Source organism: Aminobacter anthyllidis, from assembly GCF_018555685.1.
In the GTDB taxonomy this organism is placed as follows: Bacteria; Pseudomonadota; Alphaproteobacteria; order Rhizobiales; family Rhizobiaceae; genus Aminobacter; species Aminobacter anthyllidis.
Map to the genome: position 1 here is coordinate 115,019 of NZ_JAFLWW010000005.1, position 20,158 is coordinate 135,176.

General features: G+C 64.8%; 17 protein-coding genes, 1 tRNA gene and 1 riboswitch. Of the genes, 9 read left to right on the top strand and 9 right to left on the bottom strand.

The features are described from left to right. Positions 1-162: 162 nt before the first annotated feature. From J1C56_RS17595 to J1C56_RS17605, 3 genes are all read left to right on the top strand, one after another. Positions 163-1,326 (top strand): M20 aminoacylase family protein, encoded by a 1,164-nt coding sequence (locus J1C56_RS17595; RefSeq protein WP_214391374.1) that lies wholly within the window; start codon positions 163-165, stop codon positions 1,324-1,326. 151 nt (positions 1,327-1,477) lie between these two features. Beyond that, a tRNA-Arg gene (locus tag J1C56_RS17600) sits at positions 1,478-1,554 on the top strand. Between the two features lie 225 nt (positions 1,555-1,779). Next, on the top strand, positions 1,780-3,516 hold the full coding sequence (locus tag J1C56_RS17605; protein WP_214391375.1) for an LVIVD repeat-containing protein: 1,737 nt from the start codon (positions 1,780-1,782) through the stop codon (positions 3,514-3,516). Positions 3,517-3,581: 65 nt separating this feature from the next. Here the strand turns inward: J1C56_RS17605 and J1C56_RS17610 are convergent, their stop codons facing one another. The 5 genes from J1C56_RS17610 to J1C56_RS17630 all read right to left on the bottom strand — a co-directional run bounded on the left by J1C56_RS17610 (position 3,582) and on the right by J1C56_RS17630 (position 9,569). Further along, complete coding sequence (locus J1C56_RS17610; protein WP_214391376.1) at positions 3,582-4,331, bottom strand: F0F1 ATP synthase subunit A; 750 nt, start codon at positions 4,329-4,331, stop codon at positions 3,582-3,584. Positions 4,332-4,625: 294 nt separating this feature from the next. Then, on the bottom strand, positions 4,626-6,023 hold the full coding sequence (gene lpdA, locus J1C56_RS17615; protein ID WP_214391377.1) for a dihydrolipoyl dehydrogenase: 1,398 nt from the start codon (positions 6,021-6,023) through the stop codon (positions 4,626-4,628). A 4-nt stretch (positions 6,024-6,027) separates the two neighbouring features. Beyond that, positions 6,028-7,314, bottom strand: coding sequence for a dihydrolipoamide acetyltransferase family protein (locus J1C56_RS17620; protein WP_214391378.1), 1,287 nt, complete (start codon positions 7,312-7,314; stop codon positions 6,028-6,030). 2 nt (positions 7,315-7,316) lie between these two features. After that, positions 7,317-8,330, bottom strand: coding sequence for an alpha-ketoacid dehydrogenase subunit beta (locus J1C56_RS17625; protein ID WP_214391379.1), 1,014 nt, complete (start codon positions 8,328-8,330; stop codon positions 7,317-7,319). A gap of 3 nt (positions 8,331-8,333) precedes the next feature. Continuing rightward, positions 8,334-9,569 (bottom strand): 3-methyl-2-oxobutanoate dehydrogenase (2-methylpropanoyl-transferring) subunit alpha, encoded by a 1,236-nt coding sequence (locus J1C56_RS17630; protein ID WP_214391380.1) that lies wholly within the window; start codon positions 9,567-9,569, stop codon positions 8,334-8,336. Between the two features lie 186 nt (positions 9,570-9,755). Then, positions 9,756-9,872, top strand: a riboswitch (TPP riboswitch). Between the two features lie 216 nt (positions 9,873-10,088). On the opposite strand from J1C56_RS17630, the gene thiC reads away from it, so the two are divergent. From thiC to J1C56_RS17660, 6 genes are all read left to right on the top strand, one after another. Continuing rightward, positions 10,089-11,915 (top strand): phosphomethylpyrimidine synthase ThiC, encoded by a 1,827-nt coding sequence (gene thiC / locus J1C56_RS17635; RefSeq protein ID WP_214391381.1) that lies wholly within the window; start codon positions 10,089-10,091, stop codon positions 11,913-11,915. Next, positions 11,912-12,898, top strand: a complete 987-nt coding sequence (thiO, locus tag J1C56_RS17640) for a glycine oxidase ThiO (RefSeq protein ID WP_214391382.1) — start codon at positions 11,912-11,914, stop codon at positions 12,896-12,898. The genes thiC and thiO overlap by 4 nt, the downstream gene beginning before the upstream one ends. Continuing rightward, entirely contained in the window at positions 12,882-13,079 is a 198-nt protein-coding gene (gene thiS, locus J1C56_RS17645; protein ID WP_214391383.1) for a sulfur carrier protein ThiS, read from the top strand. The genes thiO and thiS overlap by 17 nt, the downstream gene beginning before the upstream one ends. Positions 13,080-13,287: 208 nt before the next feature. Beyond that, positions 13,288-14,061: a thiazole synthase gene (locus J1C56_RS17650; RefSeq protein ID WP_214391384.1), complete on the top strand. Its 774-nt coding sequence runs from the start codon at positions 13,288-13,290 to the stop codon at positions 14,059-14,061. Further along, positions 14,058-14,663, top strand: a complete 606-nt coding sequence (locus J1C56_RS17655; RefSeq protein WP_214391385.1) for a thiamine phosphate synthase — start codon at positions 14,058-14,060, stop codon at positions 14,661-14,663. Before J1C56_RS17650 ends, J1C56_RS17655 begins: the two co-directional genes overlap by 4 nt. Next, positions 14,633-15,427, top strand: a complete 795-nt coding sequence (locus tag J1C56_RS17660) for a hydroxymethylpyrimidine/phosphomethylpyrimidine kinase (protein WP_214391386.1) — start codon at positions 14,633-14,635, stop codon at positions 15,425-15,427. Before J1C56_RS17655 ends, J1C56_RS17660 begins: the two co-directional genes overlap by 31 nt. 9 nt (positions 15,428-15,436) lie before the next feature. Here the strand turns inward: J1C56_RS17660 and fghA are convergent, their stop codons facing one another. From fghA to J1C56_RS17680, 4 genes are all read right to left on the bottom strand, one after another. After that, positions 15,437-16,270 (bottom strand): S-formylglutathione hydrolase, encoded by an 834-nt coding sequence (gene fghA / locus J1C56_RS17665; RefSeq protein WP_214391387.1) that lies wholly within the window; start codon positions 16,268-16,270, stop codon positions 15,437-15,439. Between the two features lie 235 nt (positions 16,271-16,505). Continuing rightward, positions 16,506-17,633, bottom strand: a complete 1,128-nt coding sequence (locus J1C56_RS17670) for an S-(hydroxymethyl)glutathione dehydrogenase/class III alcohol dehydrogenase (RefSeq protein WP_214391388.1) — start codon at positions 17,631-17,633, stop codon at positions 16,506-16,508. Between the two features lie 68 nt (positions 17,634-17,701). Continuing rightward, complete coding sequence (locus J1C56_RS17675) at positions 17,702-18,349, bottom strand: glutathione S-transferase family protein (RefSeq protein ID WP_214391389.1); 648 nt, start codon at positions 18,347-18,349, stop codon at positions 17,702-17,704. Positions 18,350-18,359: 10 nt separating this feature from the next. After that, positions 18,360-20,126 (bottom strand): Rieske 2Fe-2S domain-containing protein, encoded by a 1,767-nt coding sequence (locus tag J1C56_RS17680; RefSeq protein WP_214391390.1) that lies wholly within the window; start codon positions 20,124-20,126, stop codon positions 18,360-18,362. Positions 20,127-20,158 lie beyond the last annotated feature (32 nt).

Below are 20,158 nucleotides of genomic sequence, written 5' to 3' on the forward strand. Positions count from 1 at the left end.
TGGCAACGCGCTGGCCGGTACAAAAGACCCATGGCCACGGCGCCGCCGCCGCTGCTAAATAACCTATGTGACGCCAAGATGGCAGAGCTTGGACGATCACAATTGCGAATCCGGACCCTGGCGCAACTCAGCCGGTCCAACACACAGGAAGTCGAGACAAACATGCCGATCCTGAACCGAGCCGCCGAAATGCAGGACGAGATCGCCGGCTGGCGCCGTCACCTGCACCAGAAGCCGGAGCTCAATTTCGACGTCTTCGAAACCGCCGACTTCGTCAAAGCCAAGCTTGCGGAATTCGGCTGCGACGACATCGTCACCGGCCTGGGCAAGACGGGCGTGGTCGGCATCATCAAGGGCAGCCTGGGCGCTGGCGGCGTGGTCGGCCTGCGCGCCGACATGGACGCGCTGCCGATCGAAGAGATCACCGGCAAGCCTTATGCCTCTCAAGTCCCCGGCAAGATGCACGCCTGCGGCCATGACGGCCACACCGCCATGCTTTTGGGCGCTGCCAAATATCTCGCCGAAACCCGCAATTTCGCCGGCTCCGTCGCGGTCATCTTCCAGCCCGCCGAAGAGGGCGGCGGCGGCGGCAACGAGATGGTCAAGGACGGCATGATGGAGCGTTTCGGCATCCAGAAGGTGTTTGGCATGCACAACATGCCGAGCCTGCCGGTCGGCCAGTTCGCCATCCGTCCGGGCGCGATCATGGCGGCGACCGCCGAGTTCACCATCACCGTCAAGGGCAAGGGCGGCCATGCCGCCATGCCGCACCGCGCCATCGACCCGATCGTCGCCGGCAGCCAACTGGTGACAGCCCTGCAGGCAATCGCCTCACGCAGCACCGACCCGGCCGAGGCGATCGTCGTTTCGGTGACCAAGTTCAATGCCGGCACCGCCTACAACATCATTCCCGAACAGGCTGTCATTGCCGGCACGGTGCGCACGCTGAAAAAGGAGATCGCCAAACTCGCCGAAGAGCGCATGAATGCGATCTGCCGCGGCATCGCCGAAGCCACTGGCACGGCGATCGAGCTCGACTATGACACCAATTATCCCGTCACCTTCAACCATGAAAACGAGACGGTGTTTGCCGGCGATGTCGCCGCGTCAGTCGCCGGCGAAGCGCAGGTCCACCGGGCGATCCAGCCCTTGATGGGCGGCGAGGACTTTTCCTACATGCTCGAAGCCCGCCCCGGCGCCTTCATCTTCATCGGCAATGGCGACACCGCCAACCTCCACCACCCGGCCTACGACTTCAACGACGAAGCCATCCCGCACGGCGTCAGCTACTGGGTCCGCCTCGCCGAGACGGCCCTGGCGGCCTGACCGTCTCCGCCCAAACGCGTCCATGGCCGCCTGCCGGCCCTGGACGCGGAAACAGCATTTGGCCGGGCCGGAACCCGCCAAAACGTTTCACAACCGGCCCGCCAAAAACCGTTGGCGAATCCGTTCTAAGCCGCTATGTGTGCAGCCGAGTGGTCCCGTAGCTCAGTAGGATAGAGCGGCAGATTCCTAATCTGTAGGTCACAGGTTCGATTCCTGTCGGGATCACCACTCGCTGCTCTCGATATCTCTGATGCATTTGCAAGCGTTTCGACTGCATCTTGCATGCCGTTTAACGCACCGTGCATGCATATTCATCCGCTTCAGCACCTACCTATGCCACCCCCTCATACCCAGCTGCCAAAAATTCACTTTTCTGACTGACCGAACTTTCCTCAACTGGCCGGGCCGGCCTAATGCGAAGAACGCGGGCGGCCAACCGTCGGGAGGGACGTCATGACACCAAGGATTATCGCGATCAGCTGTTCGGTGCTGGCGCTGACGGCCGGCGTGGCCCGGGCCGCCGACTGGGGCAGCAAGGTGCCGAGCGAGATCAACATCACCGATCCCTACCTCAAGCAGTGGAACGCCTTGACCTATGACAAGGCGCCGCCGGCGCTGGAGCCCGGCAAGGATTATGGCATGGCGGAGGACGGCACGTTCCGCGCGCCGCGCGCCACGCCTTTGGGCGAAAGCCCGGCCTTTCCCGGCCAGCTCGAGGCCTGGGACGACAACAGCTACAGCCACAATGTCGAGGAGATCGCGTTTTATCCGCATATAAGCTCGCCCTGGCATGCCTGGCCCGACGTCGCCGACTTCGACGGCAAGCGCTATATGTATGTGCACGACCGCGACTATATGCGCGTGCTCGACATCACCGACCCGGCCAAGGCCAAGGTCGTCTATTCCAAGGGCGGTGTGTGGGGGCCGGAAGGTTCGAGCGAGGACTGGGACGCCAAGACGGTCCAGGACTATTTCGGCGGCATCACCATCGCCTGGAGCGCGAAGCTTCAGAAGAATGTCGTCGTCGCTTCCTACGAGATCGGCCGCTTCGGCATCCTCGACAACAAGCGCACCCAGCCCGACATCGTCGCGAGCTTGCGCAACTACAATTCGCTCAAGGGCTTCAAGGTCTATGAGATGAACGGGCCGCTGCCCGACGACTGGAAGCTGATCGCCACCCGCACCACCGACACCAAGAACCCGGATGCGCCGATCGGCAAACAGCAGGGCTCGGGCTCGCTCGACGCGCCGGCCTGGTTTGGCGGCAAATACATGTATCTGTCGGCGGCTCCGGACGATTCCTACGCGCTGACCGAATATCCTGACTACCTGCACTCGCCGGGCTACCAGGTCTGGGACATGTCGGACCCGGCCAATCCGGTCTTTGTCAGCCAGGTCACGGTGCCGGGCCAGGTGGTCGGCGACAAGGCAAGCGAGGACGCGTACCTGATGAACCCACGCGCCGGCAACCGCACGTCGTGGATGGGTTCGCGCATGCCGCCGTTCCTGCCGACGCCGGTCGAAAAGGGCGGCAAGATAGCCTTCGGCGCCATGGGCGGGCTCGGGCTCTACACCTTCGATCTGAGCAATCCCGACAAGCCTGAGATCAAGGGCCATGTCGCGACAGCACCGAGCTTTGCCGGCACCGAGTTCGACAATGTCGACACCTCGCAATATGCCCGCACCGGCTATGTCCTTGCCAATGGCTATCCGATGAACTCGAACTGCTACGAGCCCTACAAGGACGTGCTGGTGATCGACGCCAAGGATGTGGCGGCACCCAAGGTGGTGGCGACCTTGCCGCGCCCGACCCCGCCGAAGGAGGCGAAGTTCAGCGATTTCTGCCAGCGCAAGGGCAGCTTCGGGCCCAAGCGCTCCGGCACCACGCACCAGCCCGGCCATGGCCACGACGGCATCGTGCCTTATGCCTTCTACAATGCCGGGCTGCAGATCTTCGACGTCAAGGACCCGGCACAGCCGAAGATATCAGGCTATTTCGTGCCGCGTTTCCCCACGACATCGGAAATGCCCGACTACACTTTCGACAATGCCAGCTTTGCGGTGTTCACCGAATATGACCGCAACATCATCTGGCTGTTTTCGGTCAATGGCGTGCATGCGCTGAAGACGCCGCTGCTCGGCGAGCCCAGGATGGGGATGAGCGATCAGCTCTGGCCGCCGCGCGACTGAGCCGATCGATCTGCTTCGGCGTTCAAACCCCGGCCTGACGCCGGGGTTTTTGTTTTCTGCGCCGGTCAATGCCCGGGGTGCAGCGCGTCGTTGAGATACATGCAGGTCAGCATGGTGAAGATGTAGGCCTGGATCACCGCCATCAGAAGTTCGAGCGCGGTCAGCGCGACCGTCATGGCAAGCGGCAGCACGGCGGCGAAGATGCCGAGCGTGCCCATGCTGCCGAGGCTGACGACGAAGCCGGCAAAGACCTTGAGCGTGATGTGGCCGGCCAGCATGACGGCAAACAGCCGCACCGAATGGCTGATCGGCCGCGAGATGTAGGAAACGATCTCGATCGGCACGATGATCGGCGCCAAAGCCAGCGGCACGCCGGATGGCAAAAACAGCCTGAAAAAACCGAGCCCGTTCTTCCAGATGCCGTAGAGCGTCACAGTGCCGAACACGATCATGGCGAAAGAGAAGGTGACGATGATGTGGCTGGTGACCGTGAAGGCATAAGGAAACATGCCGGCCAGGTTGGCGATCAGGATGAAGACGAACAGCGAAAACACCAGCGGGAAGAACTTCATGCCGCCCTCGCCGGCATTTTCGCGCAAGGTCTTGGAGACGAATTCATGGATCAGCTCGGTGATCGACTGCAGCCGCGTCGGCACCAGCGCACGGGCACTTGTCGACACCAGCAGGAACAGCCCGCCGAACACCGCGACGCCGACCATATGGGCGGCGGAGTTGGTGAAGGCGATTTCCTGGCCGGCAAACTCGAACACGGTGAAGATCGGCTTGATTTCAAATTGTTCTATCGGTCCGGCCATGGCGCCTCTCCGGTCTGGTCAATGCGAATGCGAAAGCGCGCGCCCCGGAACCCGATCCGGAAGCCGGACAGGGTCGAGCGCACAGGGCAGTCCGCCGCGCGGAGGCTGCATGTTTTCGCGGTTTCAAGGGGTGAATAGGTTCAGGTGACAAGTCTGCGGCGCCATCTCTTGGATGGGGCCGTCCCCGAACGTACTAGGCACTGGTCGTCCAGTGCGTGGGCTTGTTAGCCCAGCTTGGCTGATTGGGCAAGGCAGGAAGGGACGCGGCGCAAGGCCGCGTCCCTCGATAGGCGATCAGATGTGCAGCGCGTGGCCGAGCGTGCGCAATGCCGCTTCCAGGAAGGCCTCGCTTTGGGTCGGATGCGCGTGGATGGTGCCGGCGATGTCTTCCAGCCGCGCGCCCATCTCGATTGCCAGGCTGAAGGCAGAGGACAGCTCCGATACACCGGTGCCGACGGCCTGGATGCCGAGCACCAGATGGTTGTCGGCGCGGGCAACGATGCGTACAAAGCCGTCTTCGCCGAGCAGGGTCATCGCCCGGCCATTGGCAGAGAACGGGAATGACGACGACTTGATCTCGATGCCGAGCGCCTTGGCTTCCTCGGGCGACAGGCCCGCGGTGACGACCTCTGGATCGGTGAAGCAGACAGCGGGAATCGAGCGCTTGTCCCAGCTGCGCTTGTGGCCGGCGACGATCTCGGCGACCATTTCGCCCTGGGCCATGGCGCGGTGCGCCAGCATCGGCTCGCCGGTGACGTCGCCGATGGCATAGATGCCACGCATCGAGGTGCGGCACTGCTCGTCGATGCGGATGAAGCGGCCGTCGCGGTCGAGGTCGATCTCCTCGAGGCCCCAGCCTTCGACCAGCGGCTTGCGCCCGACCGTCACCAGCACCTTGTCGGCGGCAATCTTCTGCTCGCTGCCATCGGCGGCCTCGACCAGAAGCGCATCGCCCTTGGCTGAAAGCCCCTTGGCCTTGGCGCCGGTCAGCACCTTGACGCCGAGCGCTTCAAGCCGCTTGGCGACGGGCCGGGTCAGCTCGGCATCATATTGCGGCAGGATGCGCGGCAAGGCCTCGACGACAGTCACCTTGGCGCCGAGCTTGGCAAAGGCGGTGCCGAGCTCGAGGCCGATGTAACCGCCGCCAACGACGGCCAATGCTTGCGGCACCTGCTTCAGCGCCAGCGCCCCGGTCGACGAGATCACCGATCCGCCAAAGGGCAGGAACGGCAATTCGACCGGCACCGATCCGGTGGCGATGACGATGGTTTCGGCGCGGATCACCTGCAGCCCGGTCTCGGTGTCGACCTCGACGGTCTTGCCGTCGCGGAAGCGCGCCCAGCCCTGCACCGACTTGACCTTGGCCTTCTTGAGCAGGCCGGCAACACCTGTGGTCAGGCGGCCGACGATCCGGTCTTTCCAGGCAACCGTCCTGGCGAGATCGAGTGCCGGTCCCGACAGGGAGATGCCGAGCGGGCTTGTGCCCGACGCCATCTCCGAAACCTTGAGATATTCGTCGGCGGCATGGATCATCGCCTTGGAGGGGATGCAGCCGACATTGAGGCAGGTGCCGCCGGGCTTGACGGCTTCGACGATGACGGTGTCGATGCCGAGCTGGCCGGCACGGATGGCGCAGATATAGCCGCCGGGGCCGGCACCGATGATCAGAAGCTTGCAGGAGATTTCCTTCACAGCCTCAGCCCTCCACGAAGATCATTGCCGGCGCTTCGAGCAGCGCCTTGAGGCGCTGGACAAAGACCGCCGCGTCCCAGCCATCGATGACACGATGGTCGAAGCTCGACGACAGGTTCATCATCTTGCGCGGCACGAACTGGCTGCCGTCCCACATCGGCCGGATCATGATCTTGTTGACGCCGACGATCGCCACTTCCGGGTAGTTGATGACAGGAGTGGTGGCGACACCGCCCATCGCCCCCAAGGAGGTGATGGTGATGGTCGAACCCGTCAGCTCCTCGCGTGTCGCCGTGCCTGCCTTGGCGGCCTCGGCGAGGCGATTGACCTCGACGGCGCAGTCCCACAGGTCGCGTGCCTCGGCGTGCTTGACGACAGGCACCATCAGGCCACCGGGGGTCTGGGCGGCCATGCCGATATGCACGCCGGCATGGCGGTGGATGATGCCGGCATCGTCGTCATAGATCGCATTGAGCTGCGGCTGTTCGGCCACCGCCTTGACCAGCGCCCGCATCAGGAACGGCAGCAATGTCAGCTTCGGCCGATCCGGCTTCTTCGTGGCGTTGAGCTTGGCGCGCAACTCCTCGAGCGCTGTGACATCGACCTCTTCGACATAGGTGATGTGGGGGATGCGCGACTTGGCCAGTGCCATCTTTTCGGCGATGCGCCGGCGCAGTCCGATGACCTTGATCTCCTCGACGCCTGTTTTGGCCTGCAAGCCGGCCACCGGGACCGCCGCACCGCGCGCGGCAAAACCGTCGAGATCCTCATGGGTGACGCGGCCGGCCGGACCGGTGCCGGGGATCTGGCGCAGGTCGATGCCGGCTTCCTTGGCGCGCAAGCGCACGGCGGGCGAGGCCAGCGGGCGTTCGCCTTCCGGCCTGGGCAGGCCGAGCGTTGTCGCACGTGGCACAGGCTTGAGTGCTGCCGCAGGCTCGGCTTTCTTAGCCGGCGCAGGAGCCGCTTCCACAGCTGCCGGGGCCGGCTGCCTGGCTTCGCTTTTCGGCTCGGCCGGCGCGGCCTCAGCCACAGTTTCCGCCGGTCCGTCGCCGGCAATTTTGATGCGCACGATCGGCGAACCGACCGCGACGGTTTCGCCGATCTCGGCGCCGAGCCAGATGATCTCGCCATCGACCGGCGAGGGGATTTCGACCGTCGCCTTGTCGGTCATGACGGCGGCGATCACCGCGTCCTCGCGCACGAGGTCGCCGATCTTGACGTGCCATTCGACCAGTTCGGCCTCGGCCACGCCTTCGCCGACGTCGGGAAGCTTGATGACATGTTCGCCCATGTTCAGGCCCCCATCGTTTCGATCAAAGCTTCGCCGACCCGCTTGGGGCCGGGGAAATAATCCCATTCCTGGGCATGCGGATAAGGCGTATCCCAACCGGTGACACGTGCGACCGGAGCTTCGAGATGGTAGAAGCAGTGCTCCTGCACCAGGGCTGCCAGCTCGGCACCGAAGCCCGAGGTCAGCGTCGCCTCATGCACGACGACACAGCGGCCGGTCTTCTTGACCGAGGCGATGATGGTTTCGAGGTCGAGCGGCAGCAGTGTCCTGAGGTCGATGATTTCGGCGTCGATGCCGGTCTCCTCAGCCGCCGCCTGGGCGACATAGACCATGGTGCCATAAGCAAGCACGGTGACGGCTGAGCCCGCCCTGCGGATCTCCGCCTTGCCGAGCGGGGTGGTATAATGCCCCTCCGGCACCTCGCCGAGCTCATGCTTCGACCAGGCCGTGACAGGCCGGTCGTGATGGCCGTCGAAGGGGCCATTGTACAATCGTTTCGGCTCCAGAAAGATCACCGGATCGGGGTCTTCGATCGAAGCGATCAGCAGGCCCTTGGCATCGAGCGGGTTCGACGGAACGACGACTTTCAGGCCCGAAACATGGGTGAACAGCGCTTCCGGGCTCTGGCTGTGGGTCTGGCCGCCGAAGATGCCGCCGCCGGTCGGCATGCGCACGACGATCGGGCAGGTGAACTCGCCATTGGAGCGGTAGCGCAATCGTGCCGCTTCCGAAACGATCTGGTCATAGGCTGGATAGACATAATCAGCGAACTGCACCTCGACACAAGGCTTGAGCCCGTAGGCGGCCATGCCGATGGCGGCACCGACGATGCCGAGTTCGCTGATCGGCGCGTCGAAGCAGCGCGAGCGGCCGTATTTCTGCTGCAGCCCCTGGGTGCAGCGGAAGACGCCGCCGAAATAGCCGACGTCCTCGCCAAAGACGACGACATCGTCGTCGCGCCCCATGGCAACGTCCATGGCGCTGCGGATGGCTTCGATCATGGTCATGCGCGGCATGGTCTATACCCCCGCCTTCTGGCGCTGGCGCCTGAGATGCGGCGGCATCTCGGCATAGACGCCCTCGAACATGTCGCGCGTCGACGGCTTGCCACCGGCATGCAGCGTGCCGTGGCTTTCGGCTTCCTTCTGCGCAGCGATGACGGTTTCGAGGATTTCGGCCTCGGCCTGCTTGTGGCGTTCGTCCGACCACAGGCCACGCTTGATTAGATGGTTCTTGAGCCGGATCACCGGGTCGCCGAGCGGCCAGGCATCCGATTCGGTCTTTGGCCGATAGGCGGAGGGATCGTCCGAGGTCGAGTGCGCACCGACGCGGTAGGTGACGTATTCGACAAGCGTCGGGCCGAGATTGCGCCGGGCGCGTTCGGTCGCCCATTTGGCCACCGCATGGACGGCGAGATAATCATTGCCGTCGACACGCAAGGCGGCGATGCCAAAGCCAAGGCCGCGCGCCGCAAAGGTGCCGGAGCCGCCGCGGGCGATGCCCTGGAAGGTCGAGATCGCCCACTGGTTGTTGACGATGTTGAGCACCACAGGCGCCTTGTAGGTCGAGGCGAAAACGAGGGCGGCGTGGAAGTCGCTCTCGGCGGTGGCGCCGTCGCCGACCCAGCCGACGGCGATCTTGGTGTCGCCCTTGATCGCCGATGCCATCGCCCAGCCGACCGCCTGGATATACTGCGTCGTCAGATTGCCGGAGATCGAAAAGAAGCCGTGCTCCTTGGAGGCATACATGACCGGCAGCTGCCGGCCCTTCAGCGGGTCGCGCTCGTTGGAATAGATCTGGTTCATCATCTCGACCATCGGATAGCCGCCGGCGATCAGCAGGCCGGCCTGGCGATAGGTCGGGAAATTCATGTCGCCCTGGATGAGCGCCTTGCGGAAGGCGCAGCTCACCGCCTCCTCGCCCATATGCTGCATGTAAAACGAGGTCTTGCCCTGGCGCTGCGCCATCTGCATGCGCGCATCGAAGGTGCGCAGCGTCATCATGTGACGCAGGCCCTCGAGCTGCTCCTCGTCGCTCAGCGTGCCGGCCCAGGGGCCGACGGCGTCACCCTCGCGGTTGAGCACGCGGATGATCGAATAGGCCAGATCGCGAATGTTGCGCGGGTCGACATCGACCTCGGGTCGCGCCACCGATCCGGCCTTGGGAATAGGCACATTGGAGAAGTCGGGCGTGCCGCCCGGCCGAACCTCGGGTTCGGGCACGTGAAACTTGAGTGGCGAGGGATTGTCCGTCACGGATGTTCCTCCTGTCTCGCGCGCAGGCCAACCGATCCTCCCTGCGCGGCAGACAATTTATGTCAGCAACGCTGACCTATTATCCCAACGCTTTCGAAACCGCAATGGCTGCTGATGCGAGTTTGGCATTGTCGCGACAATATCGAAAGCCCGGTTGACAGCACCGGCCTTCCTCCCTCATGTTGCCGGCCTCACCAGGGGGGTCCCGACAAGGGGCTGAGATACTGCTCGCTAACGCAGCGCAGTGACCCGTTGAACCTGATCCAGTTCACACTGGCGTAGGGACGGTGCGAGGCGTTGCGGGTCGGGCATTCCGGCTTTGGCATTCGGGCTCATGCCCGAAGTCCCTCAGGCAAACCTCACCTCCTCCTCATCGCACGAACTGGGTCTCCATTGCAGCGCATCGCGTCCGAAAACCGGTTCTCGGTTTCGGCAAGCACGATGCGCAAACCCAAGGACCCGGAGCGTCCTTGTGCGTCCTAGCGGACGCATGGCGCGCCGAAGCAAGGAGGCTCACGCATGAATGCCCACACCCCGACAGTCACGTCAGGCGAACTTCCCGCATCGCGGAAGGTCCACAAAGCTGGAAAGCTCCATCCCGCCATCCGCGTGCCGATGCGCGAGATCTCGCTGCATCCGACATCGGGCGAGCCGCCCGTCACCGTCTATGACCCCTCGGGGCCCTACACCGACGCCTCGGTGAAGACAGACATCGAGCGTGGCCTGCCCCGGCTGCGCGAAGACTGGATCGTCGCGCGCGGCGACGTCGAACGTTACGAGGGCCGCGCCGTCAAGGCCGAGGACAACGGCTTTGTCTCGGGCGAGCGGCTGACGCCGGAATTCCCTGTCCGCAACGCGCCGCTGCGCGCCACCGGCGGCCGTGCCGTCACCCAGCTCGCTTATGCCCGCGCCGGCATCGTCACGCCCGAGATGGAGTTCGTCGCCATCCGCGAAAACCTCGGCCGCGAGCAGATCAGGACCAAGCTTGTGCGCGACGGCGAAAGCTTCGGCGCCGTCATCCCCGACTTCGTCACGCCCGAATTCGTCCGCGACGAAGTGGCGCGCGGTCGCGCCATCATCCCCTCCAACATCAACCATCCCGAGAGCGAGCCGATGATCATCGGCCGCAATTTCCTGGTCAAGATCAACGCCAATATCGGCAACTCGGCCGTCACCTCGTCGATGGCCGAAGAGGTCGAGAAGATGGTGTGGGCGACGCGCTGGGGCGCCGACACGGTGATGGACCTGTCGACCGGCCGCAACATCCACAACATCCGCGACTGGATCGTCCGCAATTCGCCGGTGCCGATCGGCACGGTGCCGCTCTACCAGGCGCTGGAAAAGGTCAACGGCATCGCCGAGGACCTGACCTGGGAGGTGTTCCGCGACACGCTGATCGAGCAGGCCGAGCAGGGCGTCGACTACTTCACCATCCATGCCGGCGTGCGCCTGGCCTATATCCACCTGACCGTTGACCGCGTCACCGGCATCGTCTCGCGTGGCGGCTCGATCATGGCCAAATGGTGCCTGCACCACCACAAGGAGAGTTTCCTCTACGAGCATTTCGACGAGATCTGCGACATCTGCCGCACCTATGACGTCGCCTTTTCGCTCGGCGACGGCCTGCGCCCCGGCTCGATTGCCGACGCCAACGACGCCGCCCAGTTCGCCGAACTGGAGACGCTCGGCGAGCTGACCCAGATCGCCTGGGCCAAGGACTGCCAGGTGATGATCGAGGGCCCCGGCCATGTGCCGATGCATAAGATCAAGGAGAACATGGACAAGCAGCTCGAGGTCTGCGGCGAAGCACCGTTCTACACGCTCGGGCCTTTGACCACCGACATCGCGCCTGGCTACGACCACATCACCTCGGGCATTGGTGCGGCGATGATCGGCTGGTTCGGCACGGCGATGCTCTGCTACGTCACGCCCAAGGAGCATCTCGGCCTGCCCGACCGCGACGACGTCAAGGTCGGCGTCATCACCTACAAGATCGCAGCACATGCCGCCGACCTCGCCAAGGGCCATCCGGCGGCCAAGGTCAGGGACGACGCGCTGTCGCGGGCGCGTTTCGAGTTCCGCTGGGAGGACCAGTTCAACCTCTCGCTCGACCCTGAGACGGCGCGCAACTACCACGACCAGACCTTGCCCAAGGAAGCGCACAAGGTGGCGCATTTCTGCTCAATGTGCGGCCCCAAATTCTGCTCGATGCGGATCTCCCACGACATCCGCGCCGAGGCACAGAAGGAAGGGCTTGCGGCCATGGCGGCGAAATACCGCGACGGTGGCGACCTCTACATGGCGGTGGAGAGCGTCGAGCCGGCGGAGACAGCAGGCCAGCCATGAAGCTGCTGATCCGCGGCGCGGGCGTCACGGGATTGACGCTCGCCCACGATCTCGCATCCCGCGGCGTCGACGTCACCGTCGTCGACGTCAGCAGGCAGATCGCCGGCAATGCCTCATGGCAGGCCGGCGGCATGCTGGCACCGTGGTGCGAACGCGAGAGCGCCGAAGAGGCGGTGCTGACGCTCGGACGCGGTGCCGCCGAGTGGTGGGACGCCGCCCTGCCCGGCCATGTCATGCGCAACGGCACGCTTGTCGTTGCCGCCGCCCGCGATGTGGCCGAACTCGACCGCTTCGGCCGCCGCACCTCCTGTTTTCGCGCCATCGAGGCCGAGGAAATCACCGCACTCGAACCGGATCTCGAAGGCAGGTTCGCCCGCGCGCTGTTTTTCGCTGACGAGGCGCATCTCGACCCGCGCCGGGCGTTGCTCGGGCTGCAGCAAAAGCTCGTGACGATGGGCGTGCGTTTCGAGTTCGGTTATGGCGCGGTGCATATGCCCACCTGCGATGTCGAGGCCGACTGCACAGGCATCGCCGGCAGGCAGCCCGGCCTGCGCGGCGTGCGCGGCGAGATGCTGATCCTCAGGACGTCGGAGGTGGGACTGGCGCGGCCGGTGCGGCTGCTGCATCCGCGCATTCCGGTCTATGTCGTGCCGCGCTCGGGCAATCTGTTCATGGTCGGCGCAACGATGATCGAGAGCGATGCCGCTGGTCCCGTCACCGCGCGTTCGGTGATGGAGCTGCTCAACGCCGCCTATGCGCTGCATCCGGCCTTCGGCGAGGCCGAGCTTGTCGAGACCGGCACCGGCATCCGCCCGGCCTTTACCGACAATTTGCCGCGCGTCGAACGCAAGGGAAACACCATCCGCATCAATGGCCTCTACCGCCACGGCTTCCTGCTCGCACCTGCCATGGCGCGGCAGGCGGCCGCCATGATCCTGGGCACAGAGATGGAGAAGGAGCGCGCCCATGAAGCTCACCATTAACGGCGAACAGCACGAGGTGACCGCGGCCACGCTCGCCGCCCTGCTTGCCGATCTCGACTACGAAGGCGGCTGGCTCGCCACAGCACTCAATGGCGAGGTCGTGCCGGCCAGGGAGCGCGACGGCTGCGCGCTCGCCGATGGCGACCGCATCGAAATCCTCGCACCGATGAAGGGAGGGTAAGGCTTTGGCGAACCTACCCCCACCCCTAACCCCTTCCCACAAGGGGGAGGGGAACGCTGATCGCCAGCGCCCCGCCCTTCGATCAGCGACGTTGGAACCCGCGTGGCTTCTAGCAGGGTGGACGCGACTGAAGTCCCCCTCCCCCTTGTGGGGAGGGGTTAGGGGTGGTGGTACCTCAGCCTCCCAATCGAAATCGGGGAGCTGACCCATGCTCGAACTCTACGGACAACACATCTCATCCCGCCTGCTGCTCGGCACCGCCCTTTACCCCTCGCCCGCCATCATGGCCGAGGCGATCACGGCATCCGGAGCCAACATCGTCACGGTGTCGCTGCGCCGCGAGACCTCGGGCGGCAAGTCCGGCGGCCAGTTCTGGTCGCTGATCCAGTCGCTCGGTGTGCGTGTCTTGCCCAACACCGCCGGCTGCCACTCGGTCAAGGAAGCGGTGACGACGGCCAAGATGGCGCGCGAGGTCTTTGCCACCAGCTGGATCAAGCTCGAGGTCATCGGCAATCACGACACGCTGCAGCCCGACGTCTTCGGCCTCGTCGAAGCAGCCCGGATTCTCGCATCCGAAGGCTTCGAGGTCTTTCCCTACACGACAGACGACCTGGTCGTCGCTGGGCGGCTGCTCGATGCCGGCTGCAAGGTGCTGATGCCCTGGTGCGCGCCGATCGGCTCCGCCCGTGGCCCGCAGAACCTCGATGCCTTGCGCAGCCTGCGCGGCCATTTCTCCGACGTGCCGCTGATCGTCGATGCCGGCATCGGCCGGCCATCGCATGCGACCACCGTCATGGAGCTCGGCTACGACGCCGTGCTGCTCAACACGGCGGTCGCCAAGGCAGGCGACCCCGTCGCCATGGCCGCTGCCTTCGGCAAGGCGGTTGAATCAGGACGCCAGGCTTTCCGCGCCGGCCCGCTCGAACCGCGCGACATGGCCGTCCCCTCCACCCCCGTCATCGGCATGGCAGCATTTTCATGAAGCTCGACCCGTTCTATCTCATCGTCGATTCCGCCGCCTGGATCGAGCGTCTCGTGCCTTTGGGCGTCAAGCTGGTGCAGCTGCGCATCAAGGACATGGACGAGGCTGGCCTGCGCCGCGAAATCCGTGCCGCGAAAACCATCTGCGTGCACCATGGCTGCCAGCTCATCGTCAACGATTACTGGCAGCTCGCCATCGACGAAGGCTGCGACTTCGTCCATCTCGGCCAGGAGGATCTGGCCGAGGCTGACCTGGCAGCGATCCGCCATGCCGGCATGAAGCTTGGCCTCAGCACCCATGACGATGCCGAACTCGACACCGCCCTTGCCGCCGAACCAGACTATGTCGCGCTCGGGCCCGTCTACCCGACCATCCTCAAGGCGATGAAATGGGCGCCGCAAGGGCTCGACCGCATCGCCGAATGGAAACGGCGCGTCGGCACAGTGCCGCTCGTTGCCATTGGCGGGCTCAACATCGAGCGCATCGCGGGCGTCTTCGCCCAGGGCGCCGACAGCGCTGCCGTCGTCACCGACATCACGCGCAACCCCGATCCCGAGGCGCGCGCGCGTCAATGGCTGGCAGCGACGGCTCAGTGGCGATGAGCCCGCATGTGCTCCCGCATGTGCTCATTGTCGCCGGCTCGGATTCGAGCGGCGGCGCCGGCATCGTCCGTGATGTCGAGACGGTGTCGGCCTTCGGCCTACGCGCCTGTGTCGCCATAACGGCGGTGACGGTGCAGACGCATCAGCACGTCGCGCGCATCGAGCAGATGCCGCCCGACCTCGTCGCCGAGCAGATGCGCGCCGCCTTTGCCGCCAACCCGGTCGCTGCGGTCAAGATCGGCATGCTGGGATCGCTGGCAATGATCGATGCCGTGTCATCGGTGCTGGCAAGCAGCCTGCCGATACCCGTGGTGCTCGACCCGGTGATCGCCTCGACCTCGGGCCGGCAACTGCTCGCAACCGACGCTGTCGATGCCTTAAAGCGCAAGCTGTTTGCGCTCTGCGCGCTGGTTACGCCCAACCTGCCCGAGCTCGCGCTGCTCAGCGGCCTGCCGCTCGCCACCGGCGAAGGTGACATTCCCAGGCAGGCCGGCAAGCTGTTCGACGCCGGCGCGCAGGCGGTGCTGGTCAAGGGCGGCCATGCAACCGGAACGACAGCGACGGACCTGCTGGTGCTGCCGGGCCACACACCCATCCGCTTCGACGCGCCGCGCCTGACCGGCACGATGCGCGGCACCGGCTGCATGCTCGCCAGCGCCATATCGGCCCACCTCGCCCTCGGCGAAAGCCTCGAGACAAGCATCGGCCTGGCAAAGCGTCATGTCTTCGCCAGGCTGCTTGCTTCAAGCGAGCAAGGGCGCTGATCCCCTGGTTCAACCCAGCCGCTGGGCGTGCCACCTCAGATGATCGTCCATGACGGTCGAGATGAAATTATAGGAGTGGTCGTAGCCGTCCTGCATGCGCAAGATGAGGCGGATGCCCGCCTTCTTGCAGGCGTCGTCGAGCAGCCAGGGGCGCAGGCCTTCCTGCAGGAAGCCGTCGGCCGAACCCTGGTCGACGAGGAATTCAGGGAACCGCTTGCCGTCCTCGATCAAAAGCGTCGTGTCATAGGCGCGCCAGGCCGCCTCGTCGGTGCCGAGATATTTCTCCAGTGCCGGCTTCGACCAGCCGGCGGTTGAGGGCTGGGCGATCGGCGCAAAGGCCGAGCAGCTCTTGAAGCGCTCGGGGTGCTTCAGGGCGATGGTCAGCGCACCGTGGCCGCCCATCGAATGGCCTGTGATCGCCTGGCGCGACATGTCGGCCGGGAAGTTTTGAGCGATCAGCGCCGGCAATTCTTCGGTGACATAGGAATACATCCGGTAGTTTTTCGCGAATGGCGCCTCGGTCGCGTCGACATAAAAGCCGGCACCCGAGCCGAACTGCCAATTGTCCTTCTCGTCGGCTATGCCTTCGCCGCGCGGGCTGGTGTCGGGGCAGACGATCATCAGGCCAAGCTCGGCGGCCAGGCGGCGGTATTCACCCTTGTCCATGACATTGGCATGCGTGCAGGTCAGGCCCGAGAGATACCACAGCACCGGCACCGGGCCGTCCTTGGCCTGCGGCGGCACGAAGACGGCAAAGGTCATGTCGCAGGCGCAGGCCTCGGAGGCGTGCGCATAGACGCCCTGGATGCCGCCATGCGACTTCGACGTGGAAATGGTCTTCATCTGCTCTGCCTTCTCGTCAAACAGTCCTGCCCCGGCATAACCTCGGGGCACAAGACCTGCAACCGCTCAAAAGAGATGCCGGCGGCGCGGCCGAGGGTTTGCAGAAACCTCGGGCGCACCGCCGGTCGACGCCACGACTTTGGGAACACGCGGGCCAAGCTGGGAGGCTTGAAGGCCGGCGAAAAGCCGTGGCGTTTGGGGGACCGGCCATGGGGGCCTGGCCGGCCGTGGCAGCTCAGTAGACGACGACGCTTCTGATGCTTTCGCCCGCATGCATCAGGTCGAAGCCCTTGTTGATGTCTTCGAGCTTGAGCGTATGGGTGATCATCGGGTCGATCAGGATCTTGCCGTCCATGTACCACTCGACGATCTTCGGCACGTCGGTGCGGCCGCGCGCGCCGCCAAAGGCGGTGCCTTTCCAGGTCCGGCCGGTGACCAGCTGGAACGGACGGGTCGCGATCTCCTGGCCGGCGCCGGCAACGCCGATGACGATGCTCTCGCCCCAGCCGCGATGCGATGCTTCGAGTGCCTGGCGCATCACCTTGACGTTGCCGGTGCAGTCGAAGGTGTAGTCGGCGCCGCCGATCTGGTCGGCGCCACGCTTGGTCATGTTGACGAGGTAAGGCACGATGTCGCCCTCGACCTCCTTCGGATTGACGAAATGCGTCATGCCGAACTTTTCGCCCCAGGCCTTGCGGTCATTGTTGATGTCGACGCCGATGATCATGTCGGCACCGGCAAGCCTGAGGCCCTGCAGCACGTTGAGGCCGATGCCGCCGAGACCAAAGACGATCGCCGTCGAACCAATCTCGACTTTTGCCGTGTTGATGACCGCACCGATGCCTGTCGTCACGCCGCAGCCGATGTAGCAGATCTTGTCGAAGGGCGCGTCCGGGTTGACCTTGGCGAGCGCAATCTCGGGCAGCACGGTGAAGTTCGAAAACGTCGAGCAGCCCATGTAGTGGAAGATCTTGTCCTTGCCGATCGAGAATCGGCTGGAGCCGTCCGGCATCAACCCTTGTCCTTGCGTCGAGCGGATCGCGGTGCAGAGGTTGGTCTTGCGGCTGAGGCAGGACGGGCACGAGCGGCATTCCGGCGTGTAGAGCGGGATGACGTGGTCGCCCTTCTTGAGCGAGGTCACGCCCTTGCCGACATCGACGACGACACCGGCACCCTCATGGCCCAAGATGGCCGGGAAGATGCCTTCGGGATCGGCACCCGACAGCGTGAACTCGTCGGTGTGGCAGATGCCGGTCGCCTTGATCTCGACAAGCACCTCGCCCTCGCGCGGCCCCTCGAGGTCGACCTCCATGATCTCGAGCGGCTTTCCAGCTCCTACGGCGACGGCGGCGCGGGTTTTCATCTTTTCTCACTCCCAAAACTGGATTCATGGCCGCGCGCATCGCCCGGCCTGGATGTTGCTTGTTGTGCTCAGGCAGCCTTGGCCGGACCTGCCGGGAACACGCCCGACATCACGGAAAAGCCCTTGATGCGCTTGACACGGTCGCACCAGCGGCGGATTGCCGGATAGTCCTGTCTGGGGATGCCGCCCTCTTCCGACAGCATGATGTAGGGGAAGCAGGCGATGTCGGCGATCGTCGGCTGGGCGGCCGAGCAGATCCAGCTGCGCCCTTCCTGTTCGCCGAACCACAGATGCTCGTCGAGGATGCGGAACAGCCGGTGCGCCCCGGCGCGGGCCGCCTCGACGTCGAAATCGTAAAACAGCGCATCGTGCAGGCGCGCCGCCGAGGCGGTACCGGTGATGCCGTCGGCAAAGGCCAGCCACTGGCTGATTTCGCCGAGCAGCGCCGGATTGTCGCGTGGGTACCAGCTGCCCGACGCATCGTATTTCGAGGCGAGATAGACAAGGATTGCCTGGGCATCGCGCAGGATCAGCCCGTCGTCGTCGATGACGGGAAGCTGGCCGAGCGGATTGATCTTGAGGAACCAGTCCGACTTGTGCTCGCGGCCGGGATAGAAGTCGACGGGCACCGTCTTCCACTCGATCCCGAGCATGCCCATCAGAAGCCTGAGCTTGTAGCAGTTGCCCGACAGTTCGTAGTCGTAAAGCGTAATCATCGGGAAACTCCTAGAGGTCGAGCACAAGCCGCGCCGACTTGGCACGCGACACGCAGGTCATGATCTTGGTGCCGGACTTGCGCTCGGCATCGTTGAGATAGACGTCCTGATGGTCCGGCTCGCCTTCGATGACGGTGGCCAGGCAAGTGCCGCAGGCGCCCTGCTCGCACGACGACGGCATGTCGATGCCGGCGTCGCGCATCACCTCGAGGATCGTCTTGCCGGCCGGTACGGTCAGCGTCATGCAGGAGCGCGCCAGCGCCACCTCGAAGCTTGTGCTGTCGTCGATGACATTGGTGTTCTTGAAGTATTCGAAATGCACTGCCGTCTCCGGCCAGCCCATCTCGGCGGCGATGCTGCGCGCCGCTTCCAGCATCGGGCCGGGTCCGCAGAGATAGACATGCTTGTCGGGGCCGTAACCGCTCAGGATCTCGCGCAGCTGGGCGCCGGTCTGCTCTGGCGTCAGGCCAAGATGCGGCTTGAGTGAAGCGCCGAGCGTGCTGGTCTTCTCGGGGAAAGCGAGCTGGGCCTCGTTCTGGGCGAAGTAGTGCAGTTCGTGGTTGAGGCTCTGGTTGTTGAGCGCCTGGGCCATGGCGAGCAGCGGCGTGATGCCGATGCCGCCGGCGATGAACAATGTCTGGAGCGCATCGCGGCGCAGCGGGAAATTGTTGCGCGGCTCGGAGATCGCCAGCACGTCGCCTTCGCGCACCGTCTCGTGCAGGCAGGTCGAACCGCCCTTGGAGTCGCGCTCGAGCTTGACGCCGATGACATAGCTGTCGCTTTCGCCCGGACCGTTGGTGATCGAATATTGCCGGATCAGCCCGTTGGGCAGATGCACGTCGATATGGGCGCCGGGCTGGAAGGTCGGCAGCAGGCCCTTGATCGGCCTGAGTTCGAAGCCGGCGATGCCGTCAGCGGCCGGCCACTTCCTCGCCACCTGGACACGGATCGTCGCCTTGCGGCCATGTGTCGTCTCTTCCGGCATTTCGGCCAGTTCTGGCGAGACGCGTTCGATGATCGGCTCCAGCGGCGCCGGTGCAGGTTCCCGCGCGGCCTCGGCTTCGACGGCGACCCGCAGGCGCGAGAGAAGCTCGTTGTGGTGGCGCAGCACGGCGAGACGGGCGGCGCCTTCGACCTCGCCGTCGAGCACGCCGCGGATCACCGAGCGGTTGGAATCGACCGGCTGGACGAAGAACACGGCGAGTGTGCTGGCATCAGCCTCGCTCGAACGCAGCGCCACCGAAAAGGCGTTGGAGGCTTCGACCGCGACCTTGGCTGCGGAGCCGTCGATGTAGCCGCTTGGCTGGAAGCGGTAGCCCGTAAGCCTGGCCGCCACCACGTCGGCGGGCGCGTTGACCGGAATGGCGCGCAGCGCCAGAAGCTCGCCCTCGGCAAACCCAGCAACCTCGGGCACCTCGCCTTGCGGCTCTTCTGCCGACCACACCAGGCCGTAGCGTTCGACGGCGGCAAAGGTGCGGTTGGTGATGGTGCGGGCCGGCGCATCGGCCGGGTGCGCCGGGATATAGGTGCAGCCGGCGGTGCGGTTGGAATAGCGCCAGCCATGGTACTGGCACTTCAGCTCGCGGCCGTCATTGATGCCGATCGACAGGCGCACGCCGCGATGCAGGCAGCGGTTTTCCCAGATGTTGACGTAGCCGTCGTCGGCGCGCCAGACGGCGAATTCGCGGCCGAGCAGCTGGCCATGAAAGACATGACGCAATGGAAGGTCGTGCGCCGCGGCGATGGGATGCCATCTGGATTTGGCTAGGTCGAGCATAGGTTCCTCGCTGATATCTTGTCGTTGGCGCC